Here is a 20,456-nt window from a genome sequence, read left to right on the forward strand (position 1 = left end):
GTGGGTGAATTGACCAACGGATCAGAGCCGGAAAACAAGCCGCCAGCAAGATGGGGCTGGATCGTGCTGGCGGCGTTTGCCATTGGCATGGCCATCTTGCCGTGGCTGGAAGACAACTCCTCGACGCAGACGGTCTCCTACAGCGCCTTCAAAGCCCGCGTGGAAGAGGGCGCGATCCAGGACGTGCTGCTGAGCGAGTCGACAATCCTCGCAACACTAAAGGAAGCAAGTGCGGGCGCGCCACAGCTCCGCGCGATTGTCCCCGTGCAAAACGACCCGGATCTGCTGCCGCTCTTGGAAGAAAACGGTGTGGCGGTCACGGCCGTCAATGCGGGGGGGCCGTCGATCTTGTCGATGTTACTCCCGTGGGTCGTGCTAATTGGTTTCTTTATCTGGCTGACGCGGCGCATGAGATCCGGGCTGACCGGCCTGCCCGGCGGAATGGGTGGCCTGATGTCCGGACGGTTCGAGAAACCGTCGGAATCCAAGCAGAAAATCACGTTTGCCGACGTCGCCGGCCAGGACAACGCGAAACGCGAGGTTTCGGAACTGGTCGAATTTCTGCGCGAACCCGAAAGGTTTGCCCGCGTTGGTGCGCAGGTGCCGCACGGGGTTCTTCTGATGGGCCCGCCAGGCACCGGCAAGACCCTACTGGCAAGGGCATTGGCCGGCGAAGCGGAGGTGCCGTTCTTCTCGACATCCGGGTCCGAATTCATCGAGGTGTTTGTCGGTGTGGGGGCTGGACGCGTCCGCAAGATGTTCGAGGCAGCGCGGGCAGCGGCACCGTCGATTATTTTCATCGATGAATTGGACAGCATCGGGCGCACCCGCGGCACGGGGCTGGGCGGCGGCCATGACGAACGCGAACAGACACTTAATCAGATCCTTGCGGAACTAGACGGGTTTTCGGGCAAGGAGGCGGTCGTCGTCCTTGCGGCGACAAATCGGCCCGACGTGCTCGATTCCGCGCTTCTACGCCCCGGAAGGTTCGACCGGCATGTTACACTGAACCTGCCCGACAAGGCGGCCCGGCGCGCGATCCTTGATATTCATGCCAAGGATCTGCCCCTTGCCCCCGAAGTCGATCTGGACACGGTGGCCAGCGGCACGCCCGGATTTTCGGGGGCCGACCTCAAGAACCTGTTGAACGAGGCGGCGATCACGGCGGCGCGGACATCGGGAGATATGGTCCGGGCCGCCGATATCGAGGAGGCCCGTGACAAGGTGATGATGGGCACCGTCCGCACGCTTGCGATTCAACCCGACGAGAAACATCGCCTTGCCGTTCATGAGGCGGGCCACACTGCAGTCGCCCATTTTCTGCCCGATGCCGATCCGCTCTATAAAGTCACGATCATTCCGCGCGGTCAGGCGCTTGGAGGGACGCACATGCTGCCGGTGAACGAGCGTCATACCTTGCCCGAGCCATATCTTAAAGCGCAACTCGCCACCTTGCTGGCGGGACGTGCGGCAGAGCGGCTGGTGTTGAAATCCGTAAGCTCGGGGGCCGACGACGATATCCATCGCGCAACGTCGCTGGCGCGGGCGATGGTCGCGCGCTGGGGCATGGACGAAGACCTGGGGCCAATTGATCTGCGTGAAAGCGAAGATCACCCATTCCTTGGCCAGTCTATCGCAAAACCCCGACATTTCGCTGATTCCACGGCTGGCCGCGTCGACACCGCAGTCCTCGCGCTGCTCAAGGAGTCCGAGGCGACGGCAACCGCGATATTGACCAATCATGAAGGCGAGCTCCTCGCGCTTGCCGCAGAACTCGAACGGGAGGAGACGCTTGACGCAAACGCCATCCGCAAATGTCTTGACCCGGATAACGTCACCCCCTTGCATGATAGATCACGCCCGACCTGACAGACCTGCAGAGGCCTCCGGGCGGTCATGATCAATCAGACCGACACGTTTGGCGTGGCGCGACCGGTTACTCGTGGCGCAGCGCTTCTATCGGGTCGAGCCTTGCCGCACGGCGGGCCGGAAAGTAACCGAACACAACGCCCACAGCCGCAGAAAATGCAAAAGCAATCAGGATGATGGAGATGTCCGGCTTGAACGGAACCGACAGCGCGCGTGCCCCGGCGTATCCGAACGCAAGGCCGAGGACGACGCCGATCACCCCGCCGACCAGCGACAGCACGATCGCCTCGACCAAGAACTGCATCAGGACCTGGCTGGCCTGCGCCCCCACGGCCAGGCGAATGCCGATCTCGCGCGTGCGCTCGGTGACGGACACGAGCATGATGTTCATGATCCCGATCCCACCGACCAGAAGGCTGACCATCGCGACGGCCGCAAGAAGCCCGGTCAGGATATCGGTGATTCCCGACAGCATGGTCGCGATTTGCTTCATGTCGATGACGTCGAAATCGTCCGCCTCGCCCGCGCTGATCCGGCGGCGCTGGCGCATCAGCGCCTCTATCTCCTCGGCGGCGCGCTTGGTCGACACGCCATCGCGCACCGAAACGAACAAGACCGAAACGTCGCTGTTCCCCGCGATCCGGCGCTGGAATGTCCGCAGCGGCATGATAACAAAATCGTCCTGATCGCTTCCGAAGGTCGACGCACCCTTGGACTTCAATAGCCCGACAACTTCGCAGGACAGGTTCTTTATCCGTACCGTTTGGCCCAGGGGATCGGTTCCGCCAAAAAGCGTATCACGCACGGTTTCCCCGATGATGCAGACCGGCCTGCCTGATTGCAGTTCTGCAGACGAGAACGGGCGTCCAAGGGCGAACTCCCATTGCGCGGCCTCGAAGTAGCGGTTGTCAGTACCGACGACATCGGTCTGACGGTTTTCGCCGCCAAAGATCACACGGGACCGCGTCTGGCTGATTGGGGCCGAAACCGCGACACTGGATATCTGCTCGTGCACGGCGTTATTGTCGCTCAGACTGAACATCGCCACGGTGGTGCCTGGCGGGCCACCACCCATCGGATCCTCTCCGGGCAACACCATGAGCGTATTGGCCCCAAGCTTTTCGACGTCGGCCGTCACCTGCCTGGCTGACCCCTGCCCCACGGTGACCATCGCGATAACTGCTCCGACGCCGATCACGACCCCCAGAACCGTCAGGAAGGACCGCAGCGCATTTCGAAAGATCGCCTGAATCGCCAGTCGGATCGTTTCCAGCAGCATGTCAGACCACCCGGCGTGCCAGTCCGTCACGTTCGATCTTGCCATCGACCATCCAGATCAGGCGCTCGGCGAACTCGGCCATGTCCGGCTCATGGGTGACCATGATGATCGTCAGACCCGCCTCCTTGTTTAGTTTCTCAAGGACCTCCATGATTTCCACGGAGCGCTTGGTGTCCAGGTTGCCAGTTGGTTCATCGGCAAGCATGACACGCGGGTTTCCGGCCAGCGCGCGGGCGATCGCAACGCGTTGTTGCTGACCGCCAGAGAGCTCGGACGGGTCATGCGCGGCGCGATGTTCCAACCCCATCTTCGCCAGGGCGGCCATCGCGGTACGCGCCCGTTCAGCCCGCGGCATGCCTTGGTAGATCAGGGGCAGTTCCACGTTCTGAAGTGCGCTTGTTCTGGAAAGGAGATTATATCCCTGAAAGACAAACCCCAGGTAATGCCGACGCAGAAGCGCCCTCTGGTCCCGCGTCAGAGTCGCGACTTCGGTCCCGGCGAAATGGTAGTGACCGGAGGTCGGGCTATCCAGGCAACCGATCACGTTCAGGGCCGTAGATTTGCCCGATCCACTGGGGCCCATGATTGCAACGAAGTCCCCTTCGTTGATGGTCAGGTCGATCCCGTCCAGCGCACGCACCTCGGCCTCTCCCCGGCCATAGACACGGCTGATGCCCGACAGCGCAATCAACGGCTCCTTGGTGACAGCCTCAGCCATCGAGCTGCTCCACGATGATCCGGTCATCCTGACCAATGCCACCGCCAAGAATCTCCGTCACCTTGCCGTCGCTCGCACCCCGCACGATCTCGACTTCGCGGGGTGCTCCGTCATCAAGAACCCATAAGGTGCGGTCGTTTGCCCTTGTCAGACCGGCATCGGGGGCGTCGGGTATCAGCATTCCCAAAAGGCCACTGCGCTCTTTCGACGTATCGTCCTTTTCCGGCATGATCGGCGGCGCGTATCGCAACGCCGCATTCGGCACGACAATGGCATTCCTGATTTCGGCCACGTTGATGTCCGCGGTCGCCGTCATGCCGGGACGCAGCAACATATCCGCATTGTCGATGGTCAGGATCGCCTTGTAGGTCACGACGCCATCCACGGTTTCAGGTGCGAAGCGTATCTGCACGATCTCGGCGGGAAATCGGCGGTCGTCATAGGCATCGACGGTGAAATACGCTTGCTGTCCCATGCGCACCTGTCCGATGTCGGCCTCGTCTATGTCGACGCGCAATTCCATCTGCGAAAGGTCTTCTGCCACGGTGAAAAGCACCGGGGCCGACAGGGCCGAGGCGACAATCTGCCCCGTATCCGCGGTGCGATCCAGTATGATGCCCTCGATCGGGGAACAGATGCAGGACTTGTCGTACTCGGCCTGATGCAGATCCAGATTGGCCTCTGCCAGAGCACGGTCCGCCTTGGCTGACTGTAATTCGGCCTGCGCCCGGATAAACCGTGCTTCGGTTCCTACAAACTCCTGCCGTGACGTGACCCCGCGCTGTTCCAGGCGGACCGCATTCTCATAGACTTCTCGTGCTTCATTCCGCGACGCCTCGGCCATCGTCACGCGCGCGATCGCTGCATCAAGCGCCGCCTTGCTGACAGCCAGTTCAGCCTCCAGTTTGGTGGTATCAAGCGTGGCCAGAACAGTGCCCACGCTGACGCGGTCGTTATAGTCGACGTGCACTTTGGCCAGTGTGCCCGAAAGCTCGCTTGAGATTTCAACAAGATTGGTCGGCTCGACCGTCCCGGTCGCCGTCACGATCACATCGAAGTCGGCCGTGGCAACCGGAACCGTGACGTATATCGGCGCATTTGAGCGGCCGGACATGGACATGCCCAGATAGGCCAGAACAAGCACAATAACGACGAACATACCGATCAACGGCGCGCGCCGCCGGCGACGCGTCGGCGTGTCCAGCAACAGCGTGGTTGCAATATCGTTTGTTCTATTGGCCATTTCCCAAGCCCGCCGATTACGCCCTTACCCTTAAGTTTAGGAGTATACGCGAGCCTCAGATTGATCGGAGTCAAATCTGCCGATAAGCCCGGTTGTCGCAAGCAGACCTCAAGCCGCCCCGGCGCGATTTGGTCTTCCGAGACCGCAATGACGAACGCTGCCCCCCACGAAGGTCGCGCTGAACTGGCGCAGGCGCATGGTGAACGTTCCGTCCACCACTGGCGGTCCATTCTCGTCGCGTGGCCCGCGATATCTGAACCGATGGACTGCCAACCACGATGTCGGCTCAAACCGGCACGAGGAGTGATAAGGGCCACGCCAACCACCTGAGCATTGCCGCAGATCCGCCCCGGCCCCTGGCCGGAGAAATTGAGCGCGGTCAAGACGTGGCGATCAGATCGCGCCAGAGTTGGATCAAGCGCATCAACGAAGGGCAGATCATGGCACAGAACTCCAATATCGTCCTCGACTTCGCGCAGGTAAAGCGGGGCGACGTCGGCCTTGTTGGTGGCAAGAACGCCTCTCTGGGCGAAATGATCGGCGCGCTTGGACCGAAGGGCATTCTGGTTCCGCCGGGCTTTGCCACGACGGCGGATGCGTTTCGTTCCTACCTTGCACACAACAATCTAAGCGACGCGATCGCAGAACAAATGGACGCGCTTGCCGCTGGTCGGGTCAGCTTGCATGCGGCAGGCGAGCGTCTGCGCGCGCTCATCCTTGGCGGTGACTGGCCGGAGGAGATTGCCGATGCCATCGTGACCCACTACCGCGCCCTCGGTCGCGCGGCGAACGAGGCGGACCTGCCCGTCGCCGTCCGATCCAGCGCCACGGCAGAGGACTTGCCCGACGCAAGTTTCGCAGGCCAGCAGGAGACGTTCCTGAACGTTGTTGGCGAAGCGGCGCTGCTGGACGCTTGCAAGCGGTGCTACGCGTCGCTGTACACCGACCGGGCCATTTCTTACCGCCATATTCAAGGGTTCGACCACGATCAGGTCGTGCTTTCCATCGGCGTTCAGCAGATGGTGCGGGCCGACGTCGGCGGGTCGGGCGTCATGTTCTCCATCGACACGGAATCCGGCTTTCCGGATGTCGTGCTGATCAACGCGGCCTGGGGACTGGGTGAAAACGTCGTCCAAGGCGCGGTCGACCCGGACGAATACCAGGTCTTCAAACCATTCCTCGACAACCCAGACATAGTGCCGATCCTGGAAAAGCGGATCGGGGCCAAAGCGATCAAGATGATACATGACCGCGACGGTACGCCGCGAAACGTGCCGACATCCAAGGCCGAGCGAATGCACTTCGTCCTTAGCGACGCCGAGATCCTGACACTGGCGCGGCAGGCCTGTATCATCGAAGACCACTACGGTCATCCGATGGACATGGAATGGGCGCGCGACGGCGTGACGGGTAAGCTCTATATCGTGCAGGCCCGGCCCGAGACGGTGCAATCGCGCCTGGATGTGGGGTCATTGAAAACCTACGCCGTGCGCGACCCCGGCCCCCTGCTGCTGAACGGTCTCAGCGTCGGAAGTGCTGCGGTCGCGGGGCGTGTGTCGATCATCGAAAGTGCCGACGAAATCGATCGCTTCGTCGATGGCTCGATCCTGGTGACCAGCACGACCGACCCCGATTGGGTGCCGATCATGAAGCGCGCGGCGGCCATTGTCACCGACCACGGCGGACGTACATCGCATGCCGCCATCGTCAGCCGCGAACTCGGTCTGCCGGCCATCGTCGGATGCGGAAACGCGACGCACGTCCTTCACGATGAACAAGATGTGACCGTTTCCTGCGCGGGCGGCGAAGAGGGTGTCGTGACCGCAGGAATCTCCGAGGTCATTGTGACCGAACAGACGTTGGGGGATCTGCCCAAGACCCGCACCAAGATCATGCTGAACCTTGCCAATCCCAGTGCGGCGCTGCGATGGTGGCACCTGCCGGTGGATGGGGTCGGGCTGGCGCGGATGGAGTTTGTCATAAACAGCGCGGTGCGCGTTCACCCCATGGCATTGGCGCATGGCGAGCGTGTGACTGACCCCGATGCACGTAAACAAATCGCGCGCCTGACCGCCGGATATGACAGTCAGCCCGATTACTTCGTCGACAAATTATCCCGCGGCCTGTCGCGGATCGCCGCGTTCTGTCATCCGAAGCCGGTGATCGTGCGAATGAGCGACTTCAAGACGAACGAATACGCCGACCTGCTGGGCGGGCCCGATTTTGAGCCACGGGAAGCAAACCCGATGCTGGGGTTCCGTGGCGCATCCCGCTATTATTCCGACAATTACCGCGACGGATTTGCGTTGGAATGCCAGGCGATTGCGCGATTGCGCGGGAAAATGGGCTTTGACAACGTTGTCGTCATGATCCCGTTTTGCCGCACCCCCGAGGAAGCAGATCAGGTCCTCGCCGTTATGGCGGAGAATGGGTTGGAGCGCGGTCAGGCCGGGCTTGAAGTCTATGTCATGTGCGAAATCCCCTCAAATGTCCTGCGCGCCGCGGAGTTCGCCGCCAAGTTTGACGGATTTTCAATCGGATCCAACGACCTGACGCAATTGACGCTTGGCATAGACCGCGATTCCGACGCGCTGGCCCCATTGTTCCGCGAAGACGACCCCGCCGTTCTGTGGATGATCGAAACCGTCATTCGGGAGGCACATAAGGCAGGGTCCAAGGTCGGTTTCTGCGGTCAAGCTCCAAGCAACGATCCGGCCTACGCAAAATACCTAGTTCAGTTTGGCATCGACTCCATCTCGGTGACGCCCGACAGCTTCTTGGACGTGCTGCGCAACGTCGCGCAGGCTGAATCCAGCTAGAAGGCGACGACGGAACACGTCTGAAAAAGGGCCGCCGTCTCGACCGCATCGCAAAGTTCCGTGCCCTCGGTGCCAACGGTCGCGCTGGCGGCGGCAACGCCCCACCGCAGCGCCTCCTCCGGCGGGTCGCCGCGAGCCAGTGCCAGCGTCATGGCCCCGACAAAGGCATCCCCCGCCCCGATCTTGCTGCGCACGGGGACCGGGGCAGCCTGACACAGGAACCGCCCGGTCCGGGTCACCATGACCGATCCTTCGGCCCCCCTGCCGGTGACGACTATCTCAGCCACGCCCCGCGCAACGAGGCCTGACGCGAACGTCAGACTATCGGCGATCATGTCCATCGCGTGGGCGGCGGCCCGCGCAGCCTCCTTCTGATCGACCCGCAGCAGGAGGAGCGGTGACCTGGGCTGCGCAATCAGACGCGCCAGCGGTGCCTTCGAGGTATCCACGATCAGCTTGTCAGTGCGGGGCGCGATGGCGTCCTGGATCAATTGAGGGAATTCTTCGGTCAGCCCGGGTGCCACGCCCCCACTCAGCACGACCAATCCATGGACCGGCGCGGCGGCCGCGATCTCCGACAAAAGACGGGCCGCGTCCGGCTCCCCCAGTGTCTCGCCGGGAACGCTGAAGCGGAACTGTTCGCCAGTGGTCTCGTCCGTTACGGCGAAACTCTCGCGCGTCTCTCCGCGAACCCGGACAGCGTGCGTCGGCACTTCTTCCTCCGCCAGCAAGTCGCACAGACGATCGCCCATGGCCCCACCAACTGCGACCAGCGCTGTCGCCCTCCCACCCAGCTTGCGGATCGCGCGCGCGACATTCACGCCCCCGCCACCCGGATCGACGCGGGGTGATCGACAATACAGTTTCGGGCCCGGCACGACCCGTTTGACCGACGTGGCAAGATCAACAGCCGGGTTCAGCGTGATGGTCAGGATGTCCGGCATTCGCTTCACTCCCTTTCGACGACCATGTTCCAAACTTTCCGGTCAGCGCTTGAGCCAAATCAAAAGGATCCGGTCGAACCGGCTATATTCTTATCGCGAAAGGGTTCGGCCGATGACCGTGCGACCGCTGATGTTTCAAGACAGAGCTGATGCCGGTCGCCGGTTGGCCGCCGCCCTGCCCCCACTGGACGCCGCCAATGCGGTCGTTGTCGCCCTGCCGCGCGGCGGCATTCCCGTGGCCGCCGAAATCTGCGCCACGCATGGCGTTCCGCTCGATCTGGTGCTGGTTCGCAAGATCGGGGCTCCGGGTCAGCCTGAACTGGCCATCGGTGCGGTGACGGATGGAAGCGTTCCACAGGTCATTGTGAACGAGGCCATTGCCCGACAGTTTGGTCTTTCCGCCGATAAAGTCCGGGGAATGGGCCAAACCCTGTTGCCCGAGATCGAGCGGCGGCGGCAAAGCTACCTCTCCGGACGCGACCCGCTGGCCCTGCAAGGCAAGACCGTGGTGGTCGTCGATGACGGCGTGGCAACCGGTGCCACCTTGCAGGCCAGCCTGACGGCCCTGAAGGCGCGCAAACCGGGCCGCGTGATCGTGGCGATACCGGTTGGCCCGCACGATATTGCAGATCGTCTGCACAGCCTTGCCGATCAGGTGATCTGCCTGAGTGACCTGACGTACTTCGGTGCGGTTGGCGGGGCGTACGTTTCCTTTCCGCAGGTGGACGACGCGACCGTTCGGGCGGCATTCGACCGTTTTGCTCCGCCAAGGGCGGGGTAGCGCCATGCTGCTCTTCGCCCTCCCCGAGGCGCGGCACCTTGCCGACCCTCTGGCCCGTGCGTTGGCCATCGCCCTTGCCCCGCTCGAAGATCGTGCATTCGAAGACGGCGAAGGCAAGCTGCGACCATTGACGTCGGTGCGCGGCCACGATGTTTTCGTCATCCAGAGCCTGCACAGCAGGGCCGACCTTTCCGTGAACGACCGGCTGTGCCGCCTTCTATTTCTGATGGGCGTCCTGCGCGATCACGGAGCGGCGCGTATCACGGTCGTGACGCCTTATCTCTGTTATAGTCGCAAGGACCGGCGCACCAAGCCGCGCGATCCGCTGACCCTGAGATACGTCGCGCAATTGATCGAGGCGCTCGGCTGCGACCGGATCGTCACGCTTGAGGTGCACAATCTCATGGCCTTCCAGAACGCGTTCCGCTGCCAGACCATCCATCTGGACATGGCGACCGTGTTCGAGAAAGCGGTAGCAACAACCCTCGCCGACAAGCCCGTTTGCGTTTTGTCCCCCGATCCCGGCGGCATCAAGCGCGCCCAATTGTTCCGTGAAGCCTTGGAAGCGCGACTTGATCGCCCGGTGGGGTTTGCGTTTGTCGACAAGCGACGAACCGCGGGCGTGCAGACCGGAGGCGCGTTGTCCGGCGATGTCGCGGGTGCGCGTGTTCTGATCGTGGACGACATCATCGCAAGCGGTGGCACCATTCTGGCTGCGGCCAGGACGTGCCACGCGCATCAGGCCGCCGATTGCATCGCGATCGCGGCGCATGGTCTGTTCACGTCCGGTGCTGATGCGTTGTTCCAGTCCGGTGAGGTGTCGAGAATTCTCGTCTCGGACAGCGTGCCAGCCCAACAGGCGCAGATCGAAGTCGTCAGCGCGGTTCCCGCGCTGGCCACGACGATCCGCAGGCTGGCCAATCGTTCAGGGCAGTAACCGCTCGGCCACCTCCAGGTATCGCAATCCAAGCGGAATCCATTTTTCCGGCGTGCGGGGCATAGGCACCAGCATATGCGCAAAGCTCAGACGCGCACGCACAATGGCGTGGCAGACTTGATAGAACCGCAGAAGCTGCTCCTCCGGGCCGGGGCCAATACTCGCCTCAAGCGCCGAGATCAGATGCGGACCGATCCAGTCAGCCCCCAGCATGGCACATTCCAACCCGAGAAAGGCAATCTCACTGAACGGATCGACCAGCCGCAGCGTGCGGTTGAACTCAAGACAATCATAGATCACCGGGACATCACAAAAACAGATATGCTCGGGCCGCAGATCGCCGTGACCTTCGACGATGCCCCCAGCGTGCACTCGTCGTGCCAACATGGCGGTCATCTTTGGCCGCAAAGCGTTCAACCCATCAAGAATGGCACGAATACGGGGGTGATGGCCGGCAAAGCGGGGGTTTAAAAGAACCTGCCGCGCCATCTCCAGTTGATCCTCCTGCACGGTCAGGAGTTCAGGTGCCTTCAGCCGCGTTGCGGGGGCACTGCCGTAAAACGCCGCAAGCACCGGCACCAGCGCATCGACATGCTTCGCCAGCATTGCATGGGGTCCACCAGCAGCAATCTGTGCGTCCAACATCCGCTCCGCTGGCAAACGGCGCATCTCGACCAGCCAGTCGATTGTGTTAAGGCAGGGGTCGCCAGCCGCAAGACAGCCGTCCGCGTTCCGCCCTAGCCGCACAGCCCCCAGATACAAATCGGGCGCAAGCCTGCGGTTAAGGTCAATTTCAGTCAGCGTGTTGTCATGACGCTCCCGCAGGTGCGTCAGATCCTGGAGTTCATCCCGGATCGCCTTCTTTAGCTTGAATACCTTGTCAGGTCCGATGAACAACCACGACTTTGATGTTTCGGTCAGTTCAACCGGTCCTGCCTCGGCAAGAAGGGTCCGGACTTCGGATACCAGCTCATTCCTTGACATATGGCTTGCCATCGGCGGCTGGCGGGCGCGCACGACCGACAAGCCCGGCCACCACGATGATCGTAGCGATATAGGGGGCCATCGCAAGAAACTCCGACGGGATCGGGGTGCGCAACAGGGCAAGCTTCTGCTGAAGCGAATCCGCGAAACCGAAAACCAGTGCCGCCAATAGCGCGCCCACCGGATGCCAGCGCCCGAAGATCATGGCCGCAAGTCCGATGAACCCGCGTCCTCCCGTCATGCCTTCGTCAAAGCGCCCGACCGACCCCAGCGTGAACCACGCACCGCCGAACCCCGCGACCATGCCAGCCACAGTCACGTTGATATAGCGCGTGCGATAGACGTTAATGCCCAGCGTGTCGGCGGCACGTGGATGTTCCCCCACCGCCCGCGCCCGCAATCCGTGGCGCGTGTGAAACAGGTAATAGGTCGCAAGCCCCGCGATTATAAAGGCCCCGTAGACGAATATGTTCTGACTGAACAACACCGGGCCAACCACCGGAATGTCGCTGAGCACCGGGATCTCGATCGCACGGAAGACCGGGGCATTGTTGAGCGCGCGGTACTGCTGAAACACCTGGCTTGAGATGTAGCTGGTCAGGCCCAGCACGAACAGATTGATGAACACCCCGGCGATGATCTGGTCCATCCGGTAGGTCACCACAAGCGCGGCCAGAACAAAGCCGAACAGACCGCCCACCGCAACGGCCGCCGCCAGCCCGGCGACCCCGCCTGCCAGCGATCCGACCAGTGCGCCGGTAAACGCCCCCGCCAGCAGCATACCCTCGATCCCGATGTTGACGACGGCGACACGCTCCGACAGGACGCCTGCCATTCCACCAAGCGCAATCGGAACGGCCCGGACCAGGCTGGCCTGAAGCATCCCGGTCAGTGAGAAAGATTTTCCCGCCGTCGCCCAGACCAGAAACGCGGCCACGGCAATAGCCAACCCGATGCCAAGGGATAGCGCGCTCCATCGCGCCGCGCCGCGCAGATACTGGCGCACACCAAGAAATGTCAGGAATGCCGCCGCGACATAGATGAAGGGTCCACCCGGCACGACGAGGTTCGGCACCGGCCAGACGTCGGTCGGGCGTGACAATCGGAAGGTGGCCACGCCGTTGGCATCCGTCGCCAGGAACACCGCGATCAGCACGCCCAGCACGATCAGGATGGCTCCCGTAATTCGCGTGTGCCGTTGTTGCGCCTTGTCAATCAACGCGGTCATGACTTGCCCTCCGCCGATGGCCCGCGGCGAAAGCCCCAAGGGAAAAGCGCCCGCACAAGAAGTGGTGCCGCGATGAAGACGATGATCAGCGCTTGAATGATGCCGATCAGGTCGATGCTGACCCCTGCGTCGATCTGCATCTGCCGGCCCCCCGCCTCCAGCGCGCCGAACAGCAGACCCGCGAACAGCACGCCAACCGGATGAGAGCGGCCCATAAGGGCAACCGCGATCGCGTTGAACCCGATCCCGGCCGAGAAGCCCGGCGTTGCACGGTCCAGCACACCCAACACCTGATTTGCCCCCGCAAGCCCCGCCATGGCTCCGGCGACAGCCATGGCCAGGACGATTGTCAGACCGGCATTGATCCCAGCAAACCGGGCCGCAACCGCGTTTTCCCCGCTTGCGCGAAACTCGAAGCCGAGCTTGCTGCGAAACAGGAGCCAGTAGGCGACCACCACCATGACAAGGGTCAGGAATATCCCGGCATGCAGCCGCAGGTTCGGATCAAAAACCGCCAGGAGCCGCGGCAGTTCGGCCGCGTCGGGCACCGATTTCGAAATGGGATCGGCGCGTCCTTCTTTCTGGATAAAGGGCGTGCGCAGCAGAAAGTCGAGCAGGCGATAGGAAATCAGGTTGAGCATGATGGTGGAAATCACTTCATGCGCACCAGTCGCCGCACGCAGCCAGCCCGCGATCCCGGCATAGAATGCCCCCGCAATCGCCCCCGCCAGAACGGCACCTGGAAGGGCGATAACTGCGGGCATGTCGCCCAGGACCACACCCGCGGCAACGGCGGCCAGACCCCCGATGATGATCTGCCCCTCGGCACCGATGTTGAACAGGCCCGCGCGAAAACCCAGGGCCAGCCCAAGGCCCGCCAGAACCAACGGACACGCGGCCGTCAATGTCTCCGACACCGCGTTGATCGACCCGACCGACCCCACCACAAGGGCCATATATGACTTGCCGATCGTGGCCAGATCGACGCCCGTGCCGGCCATTACGACGGCTCCGAGGATAAGGGCGGCCGCGAACGCGAACAGGGGCACGATCACCAGGTCCTCGACCTCGGTCCGCCCGATGAGCTTGCCGCGCACCGCTTGGTCCATCGGCGCGGTCACGACGCGGCCCCCGCCATGGCAAGGCCCACGGCTGCCTTGTCCACATGTGCCTCATGAGGGTGGTATTCCGCGACGATCCGGCCCTTGAACATCACGAGGATGCGATCGGACACCGCAAGGATTTCATCCAGCTCGGAGGAGACGATCAGCAACCCGTCACCCTCATCCCGGGCGGCCATCAGCCGCGCATGGATATAGGCAATAGACCCCACGTCCAGCCCGCGTGTCGGTTGTCCGGCAATGATGAAGCGGGTGTCACGCGACAACTCGCGGGCGACCACAAGCTTCTGCTGATTGCCGCCCGACAGATGACTGGCGGTGGACCGAACCGACGGGGTGCGCACGTCATAGGCCTGCGTCACCTTTGTCGCGTCTGCGGTCACGCGATCCCAGTCGATGCTGGCCCCCTTTGAGAACCGCGCGTCGTAGTAAGTATCGAGGACCATGTTCTCGGCCACGGTGAAATTACCGATCAGTCCCGCGTGCTGACGGTCTTCGGGGATATGCCCGATCCCCATCCGATGACGCGCACGCGCCGACGCGAAAGTGATGTCCGTGCCGTCGAAAGCCACCCTACCCGCCGCAGGCCGCCGCAAGCCGGCAAGCGCCTCGATCAGGGCCGACTGACCGTTGCCCTGTACCCCGGCGATGCCCACGACTTCTCCGCTTCGAACCTGAAGCGAGATATGATCGACCGCCACGGCACCGTCGTCGCGAAGCACAGTCAGGTCGGAGACGTCGAGAATGGCCTCGCCCGGAGCAAAGGTCCCCCGCGCGACGTCGAAGTCCACCGGATGGCCCACCATCATCTCGGCCAACTCCGGTCGTGTCAGTTGCTTCGGGTCGCCGCCGCCAACGATCTCACCACGCCGGATCACGCTTATCCGGTCAGAAACCTCCAAAATCTCGTTCAGCTTGTGAGTAATGAAAACGATCGCCTTGCCCGCTTCGGACAACGACCTGACAATCTGGAAGAATTCGTCCACCTCCTGCGGTGTCAGAACCGCCGTTGGCTCGTCCAGAATTAGCAGATCCGCCGCCCGGAACAGGACCTTGATGATCTCGACCCGCTGTTGCACCCCGACCGGGAGGGTTTCGATAATTGCATCGGGATCGACGGCCAGACCATACGTTTCACCAAGGCGACGCACCTCGGCACGGGCGCTGGCAAGGTCCAGGCGATCAAGCCTCCCGACCGGCTCCACCCCCAGAACGACGTTTTCGGCCACGCTGAATACCGGGACCAACATGAAGTGCTGATGGACCATGCCGATGCCCGCCCGGATCGCATCGCCCGGACCGTCGAAGCGCACTGCCGCACCGTCGATCTCGATCTGGCCCTCGGTCGGGCTGTAAAGCCCGCAGAGGACATTCATCAGCGTCGACTTCCCGGCACCGTTCTCGCCCAGAAGGCCAAGTACTTCGCCGGGACGGATGGTCAGGTTGACGCCCTTGTTGGCGACGACCGGGCCGAACCGTTTGGTGATATCCTTCAGTTCGACCTGCATGGGGACGCCCCTAGTCCGTGACCGGGATACTGCCGTCGATGATGCCTGCCCGGATCGCGGCCAGTTCGGCCTTCAACGCGTCAGGGACATCGTCCTCCATCGCGTGCAACGGGGCCAGATCCACGCCGCCGTTTTCCAGCGTGCCGACCAGAACACCCCCCTCGAACGCGCCGTTCATGGTATCTTCGATGACCGCGCGAACGGTCGCGTCCATGCGCTTGGTGATCGAGGTCAGGTAGACATGCTGCCGCTCGGTATCGGTGAAGAACAGGTCCGCATCCACGCCTATGATCTTGAGCTTGTCAGTCCCCAACTCGTCGGCCAATGTCGCCGACCCGAGACCCACCGGCCCCGCCACCGGAAGCACGATGTCCGCCCCCTCGTCATAAAGGTTCTGCGCATAGGCGCGCCCGTCGTCGAGATTATCGAAATTGTTGGTAAACAGCCCCTCACGCGCAACTGGGTCCCAGCCCAGGACGAAGACATCGTCACCCTTGGCAGCGTTCCAGTAGTCCACACCTTTCACAAAGCCATCCATGAAGATGGTGACCGGCGGAATGTTGATGCCGCCAAAGGTGCCGAGGATCTTGGTTTGCGTCATCCCCGCAGCAAGGTATCCGGCCAAAAACGCCGCCTCGTCAGTGGCGTAGACCTGCCCCAACACATTGTCGATTGTCGGATCGTAGGCGAAGTCGACGATGGAGAATAGTTGATCCGGGTTCCCCCGCGCCGCTTTGGCGGTCGCATCCCCCAACAAAAAGCCGACAGTGATGATGATGTCGCAATCGCCGTCGATCAGAGAATTGATGTTGGCTTCGTAGTCTGTTTCGGCTTGGGATTCGAGGAAGCGCCCGTCGATCGCGAAATCTTCCATTGCATCCTCGACGCCCTTCCACGCGGTCTGGTTGAAACTGTTGTCGTCGATCCCGCCCGTGTCGGTGACTTGGCAGGCGGTGAAGGCCGCTGCCGGGTCGGCCAAAGCCACGATGGATGCCGTGGCGATGACCACCAGCCCCAGGTTCGATCTTGAATGTGTCATCTCCCGATACCTCCTCCGCGCTGCATGATGTTCGGTGTCCCGGGCGCGGGCCGTTTCGCGCCCAGAATGAAATCAGGTGCTGCCGGGACCTTTCTTCAGCGCCATCGCAAGGCGCAGGACGGCCGCGAGGATGGCCTGAGCCAGAACCGGGGACTTTCCGATTCCGATCACGGCGTCGTTGTCACGGCTGTCGTTTTCACGCAGCGTGCAATGCCAATGTCCGTCACGATCGTTGGCCCTGCCATGAATGTGCACCGCCCAGTTGGGATAGGCATCGTCGGCGACAACCATCGCCCCGTCCGTGGTGCTGATAACCTGCGGCATTGCCGCGTCCCCCGCCTTTTCCGGAAGCAGAAACGCCAAGGCGTGAACAACGGCGTCGAAATCCGCGACCGTCATGTCGGCTCGGGTTTCCAACTCCTTGATGAGAACGTCCAGTTCGGGGTCTTTCATGGCTTAACGCTCCTGTTGGTAAGATTTCGGTCAGACCTCTGCGATCCCCACGACGTAGTTTCTGCCATGGGCCCGTTTGCAGGGCGAACAGGTCGTGTAGAACATGAAGATGAGTTTGGCCGTGCTGCCAACGGCTTCCGCTGCGATCTCCATCTCGTGAATCCAGTCCTTCAGATGCCGATAGGGGCCTTCGAAGACGCGTGATGTAACGACCTTTCAGGGTGATCATCTCCTCGTCTGGAACATCACGGACCACCGAGAACGGATGCTCGGATTCCGTCGCCGACAGATCACGGCTAAGGACGAGGTATCCTTCTGGATCCTGCGCGCCGACGTCTTCGATGCGCGACTGGACGCGGGTGAAGGCGGAACCCATGTCGACCGGGACGTGCACAAGGCTTCGGATCGTCGCTCGCACGAACAGATTGTCCCTGAAGTGGGGATGCCGCCCCTCCCAAACCTCGGGGTTGAACTCAGGGCAGCACCCCGTCGTGTTGACGGACACATCCACCTTTTGAAGAACGTGGGCCTCCATCTAATAAATGCTCCGTTTCCTTACCTTTGGAAGCAGGTTAACCGGTCTGCCCCAATCCAATTTGATTTCCGTCAATGGTGGAGTTCGCAAACGTCTCCGGGCCGCTTGGCCTGCCGTCTGATCGCAGGCACGGGCTGATGCCGTCACACGAAAGCCGGTACCCAGTCCTGACCCTCGCATCAGTTCATCAAGAACGATGACTTACATCGAGCCGACCCGCCTGATGGCTGCGAGTTCCCCGCACCGATCGGCTCGGACACTCGAGCCTGAGGCGCATCCCCCGGCATGGTGGGAAAGACACGATACCATCGGTTCAATTCCATCGACCAAGGTGCCTTCCGGAATTGCTACCCAGTGTGTTGCCAGACGCCCAAGCAAAGTTGATGGACATCAACTGGGCACCCGCGAGTGGCTAAGCTCCGTCTCTGCCGTCAAGGCCCCTTTCGGGTCCGGCGATCAGCCCGGTCCAACCCTTCTTTGCAGACCCGAAAGTTTTGCAGTCTACGCGCGACCGCACACCTATATCTTGAGCGCCCGCAATCGCAGCGCGTTGCCGATCACCGACACCGATGACAGGCTCATGGCAGCCGCCGCGATCATCGGCGACAACAGCACGCCGAAGACAGGATAGAGAATCCCTGCCGCGATCGGCACCCCCGCCGCATTGTAGATGAATGCGAAGAACAGGTTCTGGCGGATGTTGCGCATCGTCGCCTGCGCAAGATGCCGCGCCCGCAGGATGCCGATCAGGTCGCCCTTCACCAACGTTACACCCGCGCTTTCGACGGCGACATCGGCCCCGGTGCCCATCGCGATCCCGACATCGGCCGTGGCCAGCGCCGGCGCGTCGTTGACGCCGTCGCCCGCCATCGCGACGCTCAGACCCCTCGACTTGTAGTCGGCGACCAGCCTGCCCTTATCCTCTGGGCTGATGTCGGCGTGGACTTCGTCGATGCCGAGCTGCCGTGCCACCGCATCCGCCGTCCGGCGGCTGTCGCCGGTGGCCATCACGATCTTCAGGCCTGCCTTATGCAGCGATTTGATCGCATCCGCCGTCGTCTCCTTGATCCGATCGGCCACCGCCACGATGCCCACGACCTGCTCGCCGCGTGCCAGCAACATTGCGGTCTTACCCTCGGTCTGCAGCGCCTCCAACCGTTCGGAAACATCGTCCACCGACAGGCCAAGGTCCAGCATCAAGGCGGGGTTACCCAAGGCAACCTGGGTGCCGTCGACCGTGCCCCGTACGCCCTTGCCGGTTATGGCCTCGAAGTCGGTCACGTCGAGCACCGACGCGCCCTCGGCATCGGCAGCGGCGAGGATCGCCTCGGCCAAGGGATGCTCTGATCCCCGTTCCAGCGCCGCCGCAAGGGCCAAAACCTGCGACGCATCAAGGTCGCCGACGGCAACCGTGTCCGTCAGGCTGGGCCGTCCCTCGGTCAGCGTCCCCGTCTTGTCTACGATCAGAACATCGACACCCGCGAACCGCTCCAACGCTTCCGCGTCCCGGATCAGCACACCCGCCTGCGCCCCGCGTCCCGTCGCCACCATGATCGACATCGGCGTCGCAAGGCCGAGTGCGCAGGGACAGGCGATGATCAGGACGCTTACGGCGGCTACGACGGCAAAGGCCAGCGCCGGTGCCGGCCCAACGATCAACCAGGTGACGAAGGCCAGCATCGACACGCCCACAACCGCGGGCACGAAATATCCCGCAACCCGGTCAGCCAATGCCTGGATCGGCGCGCGGGAGCGTTGCGCCTGCGCGACCATATTCACGATCCGCGACAGCACAGTTTCGCTACCCACGGCGCGCGCCTCCATCACGAACGACCCAGTCTTGTTGAGCGTGCCCCCCGTAACCGTGTCGCCTGCGGTTTTCTCGACAGGCACCGGTTCGCCGGTGATCATGCTCTCGTCAACCGATGATCGCCCCTCGACCAGCGCGCCATCGACGGGGACAGCCTCGCCCGGTCGCACGCGCAACCGGTCTCCGGCCTTCACATCATCCAGCGGGACGTCCTCCTCGCCCGCGTCGGTCACACGCCGCGCGGTCTTTGGGGCCAGGTTCATCAACGCACGGATCGCATCGCCCGTCCGATCCCGCGCCGTCAGCTCCATCACCTGCCCGATCAGCACGAGGATCAGGATCACCGCCGCCGCTTCAAAGTAGACCGGAGGCTGGCCGTTCATCCCCCTGAGCGAGTCCGGGAAGAGGCCCGGTGCAATCAGGGTCGCGACACTGAACAGGTACGCCGCCCCTGTCCCCAGCATGATCAGAGTCCACATGTTCGGAGAGCGGTTCACGACCGAGGCCCAGCCGCGCTTGAAGAACGGCCAAGTGATCCAGAGCACGGGTGTCGCCAGCAGGAACTGAAGCCAGACGAAGAAGCGCGCGCCCAGCCATTCGTCAATGGGCACACCCACGTGCGTGCCCATCTCCATTGCGAAGACGGCCCCGGCCAGCGGGGCTCCGATCCACAGACGCCGCCGGAAATCGACCAGTTCGGGGTTCGGGCCCGCGTCCGCCGATGGCGTCATCGGTTCCAGCGCCATGCCGCAGATCGGGCAGTCGCCGGGTTCGTCGCGGATGATCTCGGGGTCCATGGGACAGGTGTATTGCGTCCCTTCCGGCATCGGTTCGGGCGCGGGACGGTCCCCAAGGAAGCTCTCGGGGTCCGCTTCGAAGCGGGACTGGCACCGATCGGAGCAGAAATAGAACCGCTCGGCACTGTGCGTGGACATGAAACGCGCGCTGCCTCGGTTCACCGTCATGCCGCAGACTGGATCCTTGGCCTCCGCATAGGCTTCGGGGTCGGCAACGAATTTTTCGCGGCACCCTTCCCGGCAGAAATGATAGACATGGCCGGAATGTTCAAATGTCGATTTGCCTGCATTCGAATCGACGGTCATACCGCACACCGGATCGCGCGTTACGGTGTCTGCTGCCTGTTTCGTTTCGGCCATGGTCCTGCCTTTCAGTGATGACGACGGAAGA

General features: G+C 62.5%; 15 protein-coding genes and 1 pseudogene. 4 read left to right on the top strand and 12 right to left on the bottom strand.

Features of this window, described 5'->3' with window-relative positions:
- Positions 1-1,869, top strand: coding sequence for an ATP-dependent zinc metalloprotease FtsH (ftsH, locus tag BLV27_RS12190; protein ID WP_425283658.1), 1,869 nt, complete (start codon positions 1-3; stop codon positions 1,867-1,869).
- Positions 1,870-1,936: 67 nt separating this feature from the next.
- Here ftsH and BLV27_RS12195 read toward each other — a convergent pair whose 3' ends face one another.
- The 3 genes from BLV27_RS12195 to BLV27_RS12205 are packed head-to-tail and all read right to left on the bottom strand — an operon-like array spanning position 1,937 to position 5,109.
- Complete coding sequence (locus BLV27_RS12195) at positions 1,937-3,193, bottom strand: ABC transporter permease (protein ID WP_244504645.1); 1,257 nt, start codon at positions 3,191-3,193, stop codon at positions 1,937-1,939.
- Positions 3,150-3,866: an ABC transporter ATP-binding protein gene (locus BLV27_RS12200; RefSeq protein ID WP_092646368.1), complete on the bottom strand. Its 717-nt coding sequence runs from the start codon at positions 3,864-3,866 to the stop codon at positions 3,150-3,152. Before BLV27_RS12200 ends, BLV27_RS12195 begins: the two co-directional genes overlap by 44 nt.
- Entirely contained in the window at positions 3,859-5,109 is a 1,251-nt protein-coding gene (locus BLV27_RS12205) for an efflux RND transporter periplasmic adaptor subunit (RefSeq protein WP_092646370.1), read from the bottom strand. Before BLV27_RS12205 ends, BLV27_RS12200 begins: the two co-directional genes overlap by 8 nt.
- A gap of 440 nt (positions 5,110-5,549) precedes the next feature.
- Here BLV27_RS12205 and ppsA point away from each other — a divergent pair, with 440 nt between their 5' ends.
- The gene (ppsA, locus tag BLV27_RS12210; protein ID WP_092646518.1) at positions 5,550-7,928 is read left to right on the top strand and encodes a phosphoenolpyruvate synthase; all 2,379 of its coding nucleotides are present in this window, start codon (positions 5,550-5,552) and stop codon (positions 7,926-7,928) included.
- On the opposite strand, the gene BLV27_RS12215 is transcribed toward ppsA, so the two are convergent.
- On the bottom strand, positions 7,925-8,872 hold the full coding sequence (locus BLV27_RS12215; protein ID WP_092646372.1) for a 1-phosphofructokinase family hexose kinase: 948 nt from the start codon (positions 8,870-8,872) through the stop codon (positions 7,925-7,927). The genes ppsA and BLV27_RS12215 overlap by 4 nt on opposite strands.
- A 130-nt stretch (positions 8,873-9,002) precedes the next feature.
- Here BLV27_RS12215 and BLV27_RS12220 point away from each other — a divergent pair, with 130 nt between their 5' ends.
- Together BLV27_RS12220 and BLV27_RS12225 are read left to right on the top strand one after the other, a co-directional pair.
- Positions 9,003-9,653 carry a phosphoribosyltransferase gene (locus BLV27_RS12220; RefSeq protein ID WP_211605509.1) on the top strand — a complete coding sequence of 217 codons (651 nt, stop codon included), beginning with the start codon at positions 9,003-9,005 and terminating at the stop codon, positions 9,651-9,653.
- Between the two features lie 4 nt (positions 9,654-9,657).
- Positions 9,658-10,590 carry a ribose-phosphate diphosphokinase gene (locus BLV27_RS12225; RefSeq protein WP_092646374.1) on the top strand — a complete coding sequence of 311 codons (933 nt, stop codon included), beginning with the start codon at positions 9,658-9,660 and terminating at the stop codon, positions 10,588-10,590.
- Here the strand turns inward: BLV27_RS12225 and BLV27_RS12230 are convergent.
- The 8 genes and pseudogenes from BLV27_RS12230 to BLV27_RS12265 form a co-directional block, all read right to left on the bottom strand.
- Positions 10,579-11,574 carry a hypothetical protein gene (locus BLV27_RS12230; protein ID WP_092646376.1) on the bottom strand — a complete coding sequence of 332 codons (996 nt, stop codon included), beginning with the start codon at positions 11,572-11,574 and terminating at the stop codon, positions 10,579-10,581. The genes BLV27_RS12225 and BLV27_RS12230 overlap by 12 nt on opposite strands.
- Positions 11,561-12,802 (bottom strand): ABC transporter permease, encoded by a 1,242-nt coding sequence (locus BLV27_RS12235; RefSeq protein WP_092646378.1) that lies wholly within the window; start codon positions 12,800-12,802, stop codon positions 11,561-11,563. The genes BLV27_RS12230 and BLV27_RS12235 overlap by 14 nt, the downstream gene beginning before the upstream one ends.
- Positions 12,799-13,923: an ABC transporter permease gene (locus BLV27_RS12240; RefSeq protein WP_092646380.1), complete on the bottom strand. Its 1,125-nt coding sequence runs from the start codon at positions 13,921-13,923 to the stop codon at positions 12,799-12,801. Before BLV27_RS12240 ends, BLV27_RS12235 begins: the two co-directional genes overlap by 4 nt.
- A complete protein-coding gene (locus tag BLV27_RS12245) occupies positions 13,920-15,431 on the bottom strand; it encodes an ABC transporter ATP-binding protein (protein WP_092646382.1) in 1,512 nt (503 codons plus the stop codon). Before BLV27_RS12245 ends, BLV27_RS12240 begins: the two co-directional genes overlap by 4 nt.
- Before the next feature lie 10 nt (positions 15,432-15,441).
- The gene (locus BLV27_RS12250; RefSeq protein WP_092646384.1) at positions 15,442-16,470 is read right to left on the bottom strand and encodes a BMP family lipoprotein; all 1,029 of its coding nucleotides are present in this window, start codon (positions 16,468-16,470) and stop codon (positions 15,442-15,444) included.
- A gap of 72 nt (positions 16,471-16,542) precedes the next feature.
- Positions 16,543-16,923: a hypothetical protein gene (locus BLV27_RS12255; RefSeq protein ID WP_092646386.1), complete on the bottom strand. Its 381-nt coding sequence runs from the start codon at positions 16,921-16,923 to the stop codon at positions 16,543-16,545.
- Between the two features lie 30 nt (positions 16,924-16,953).
- Positions 16,954-17,458, bottom strand: a pseudogene (locus tag BLV27_RS20220) (hydrolase).
- Between the two features lie 519 nt (positions 17,459-17,977).
- Positions 17,978-20,425 carry a heavy metal translocating P-type ATPase gene (locus BLV27_RS12265; protein ID WP_092646388.1) on the bottom strand — a complete coding sequence of 816 codons (2,448 nt, stop codon included), beginning with the start codon at positions 20,423-20,425 and terminating at the stop codon, positions 17,978-17,980.
- Positions 20,426-20,456: the final 31 nt, after the last annotated feature.

Origin of the sequence: Jannaschia faecimaris, from assembly GCF_900107415.1 — a bacterium.
GTDB lineage: Bacteria > Pseudomonadota > Alphaproteobacteria > Rhodobacterales > Rhodobacteraceae > Jannaschia > Jannaschia faecimaris.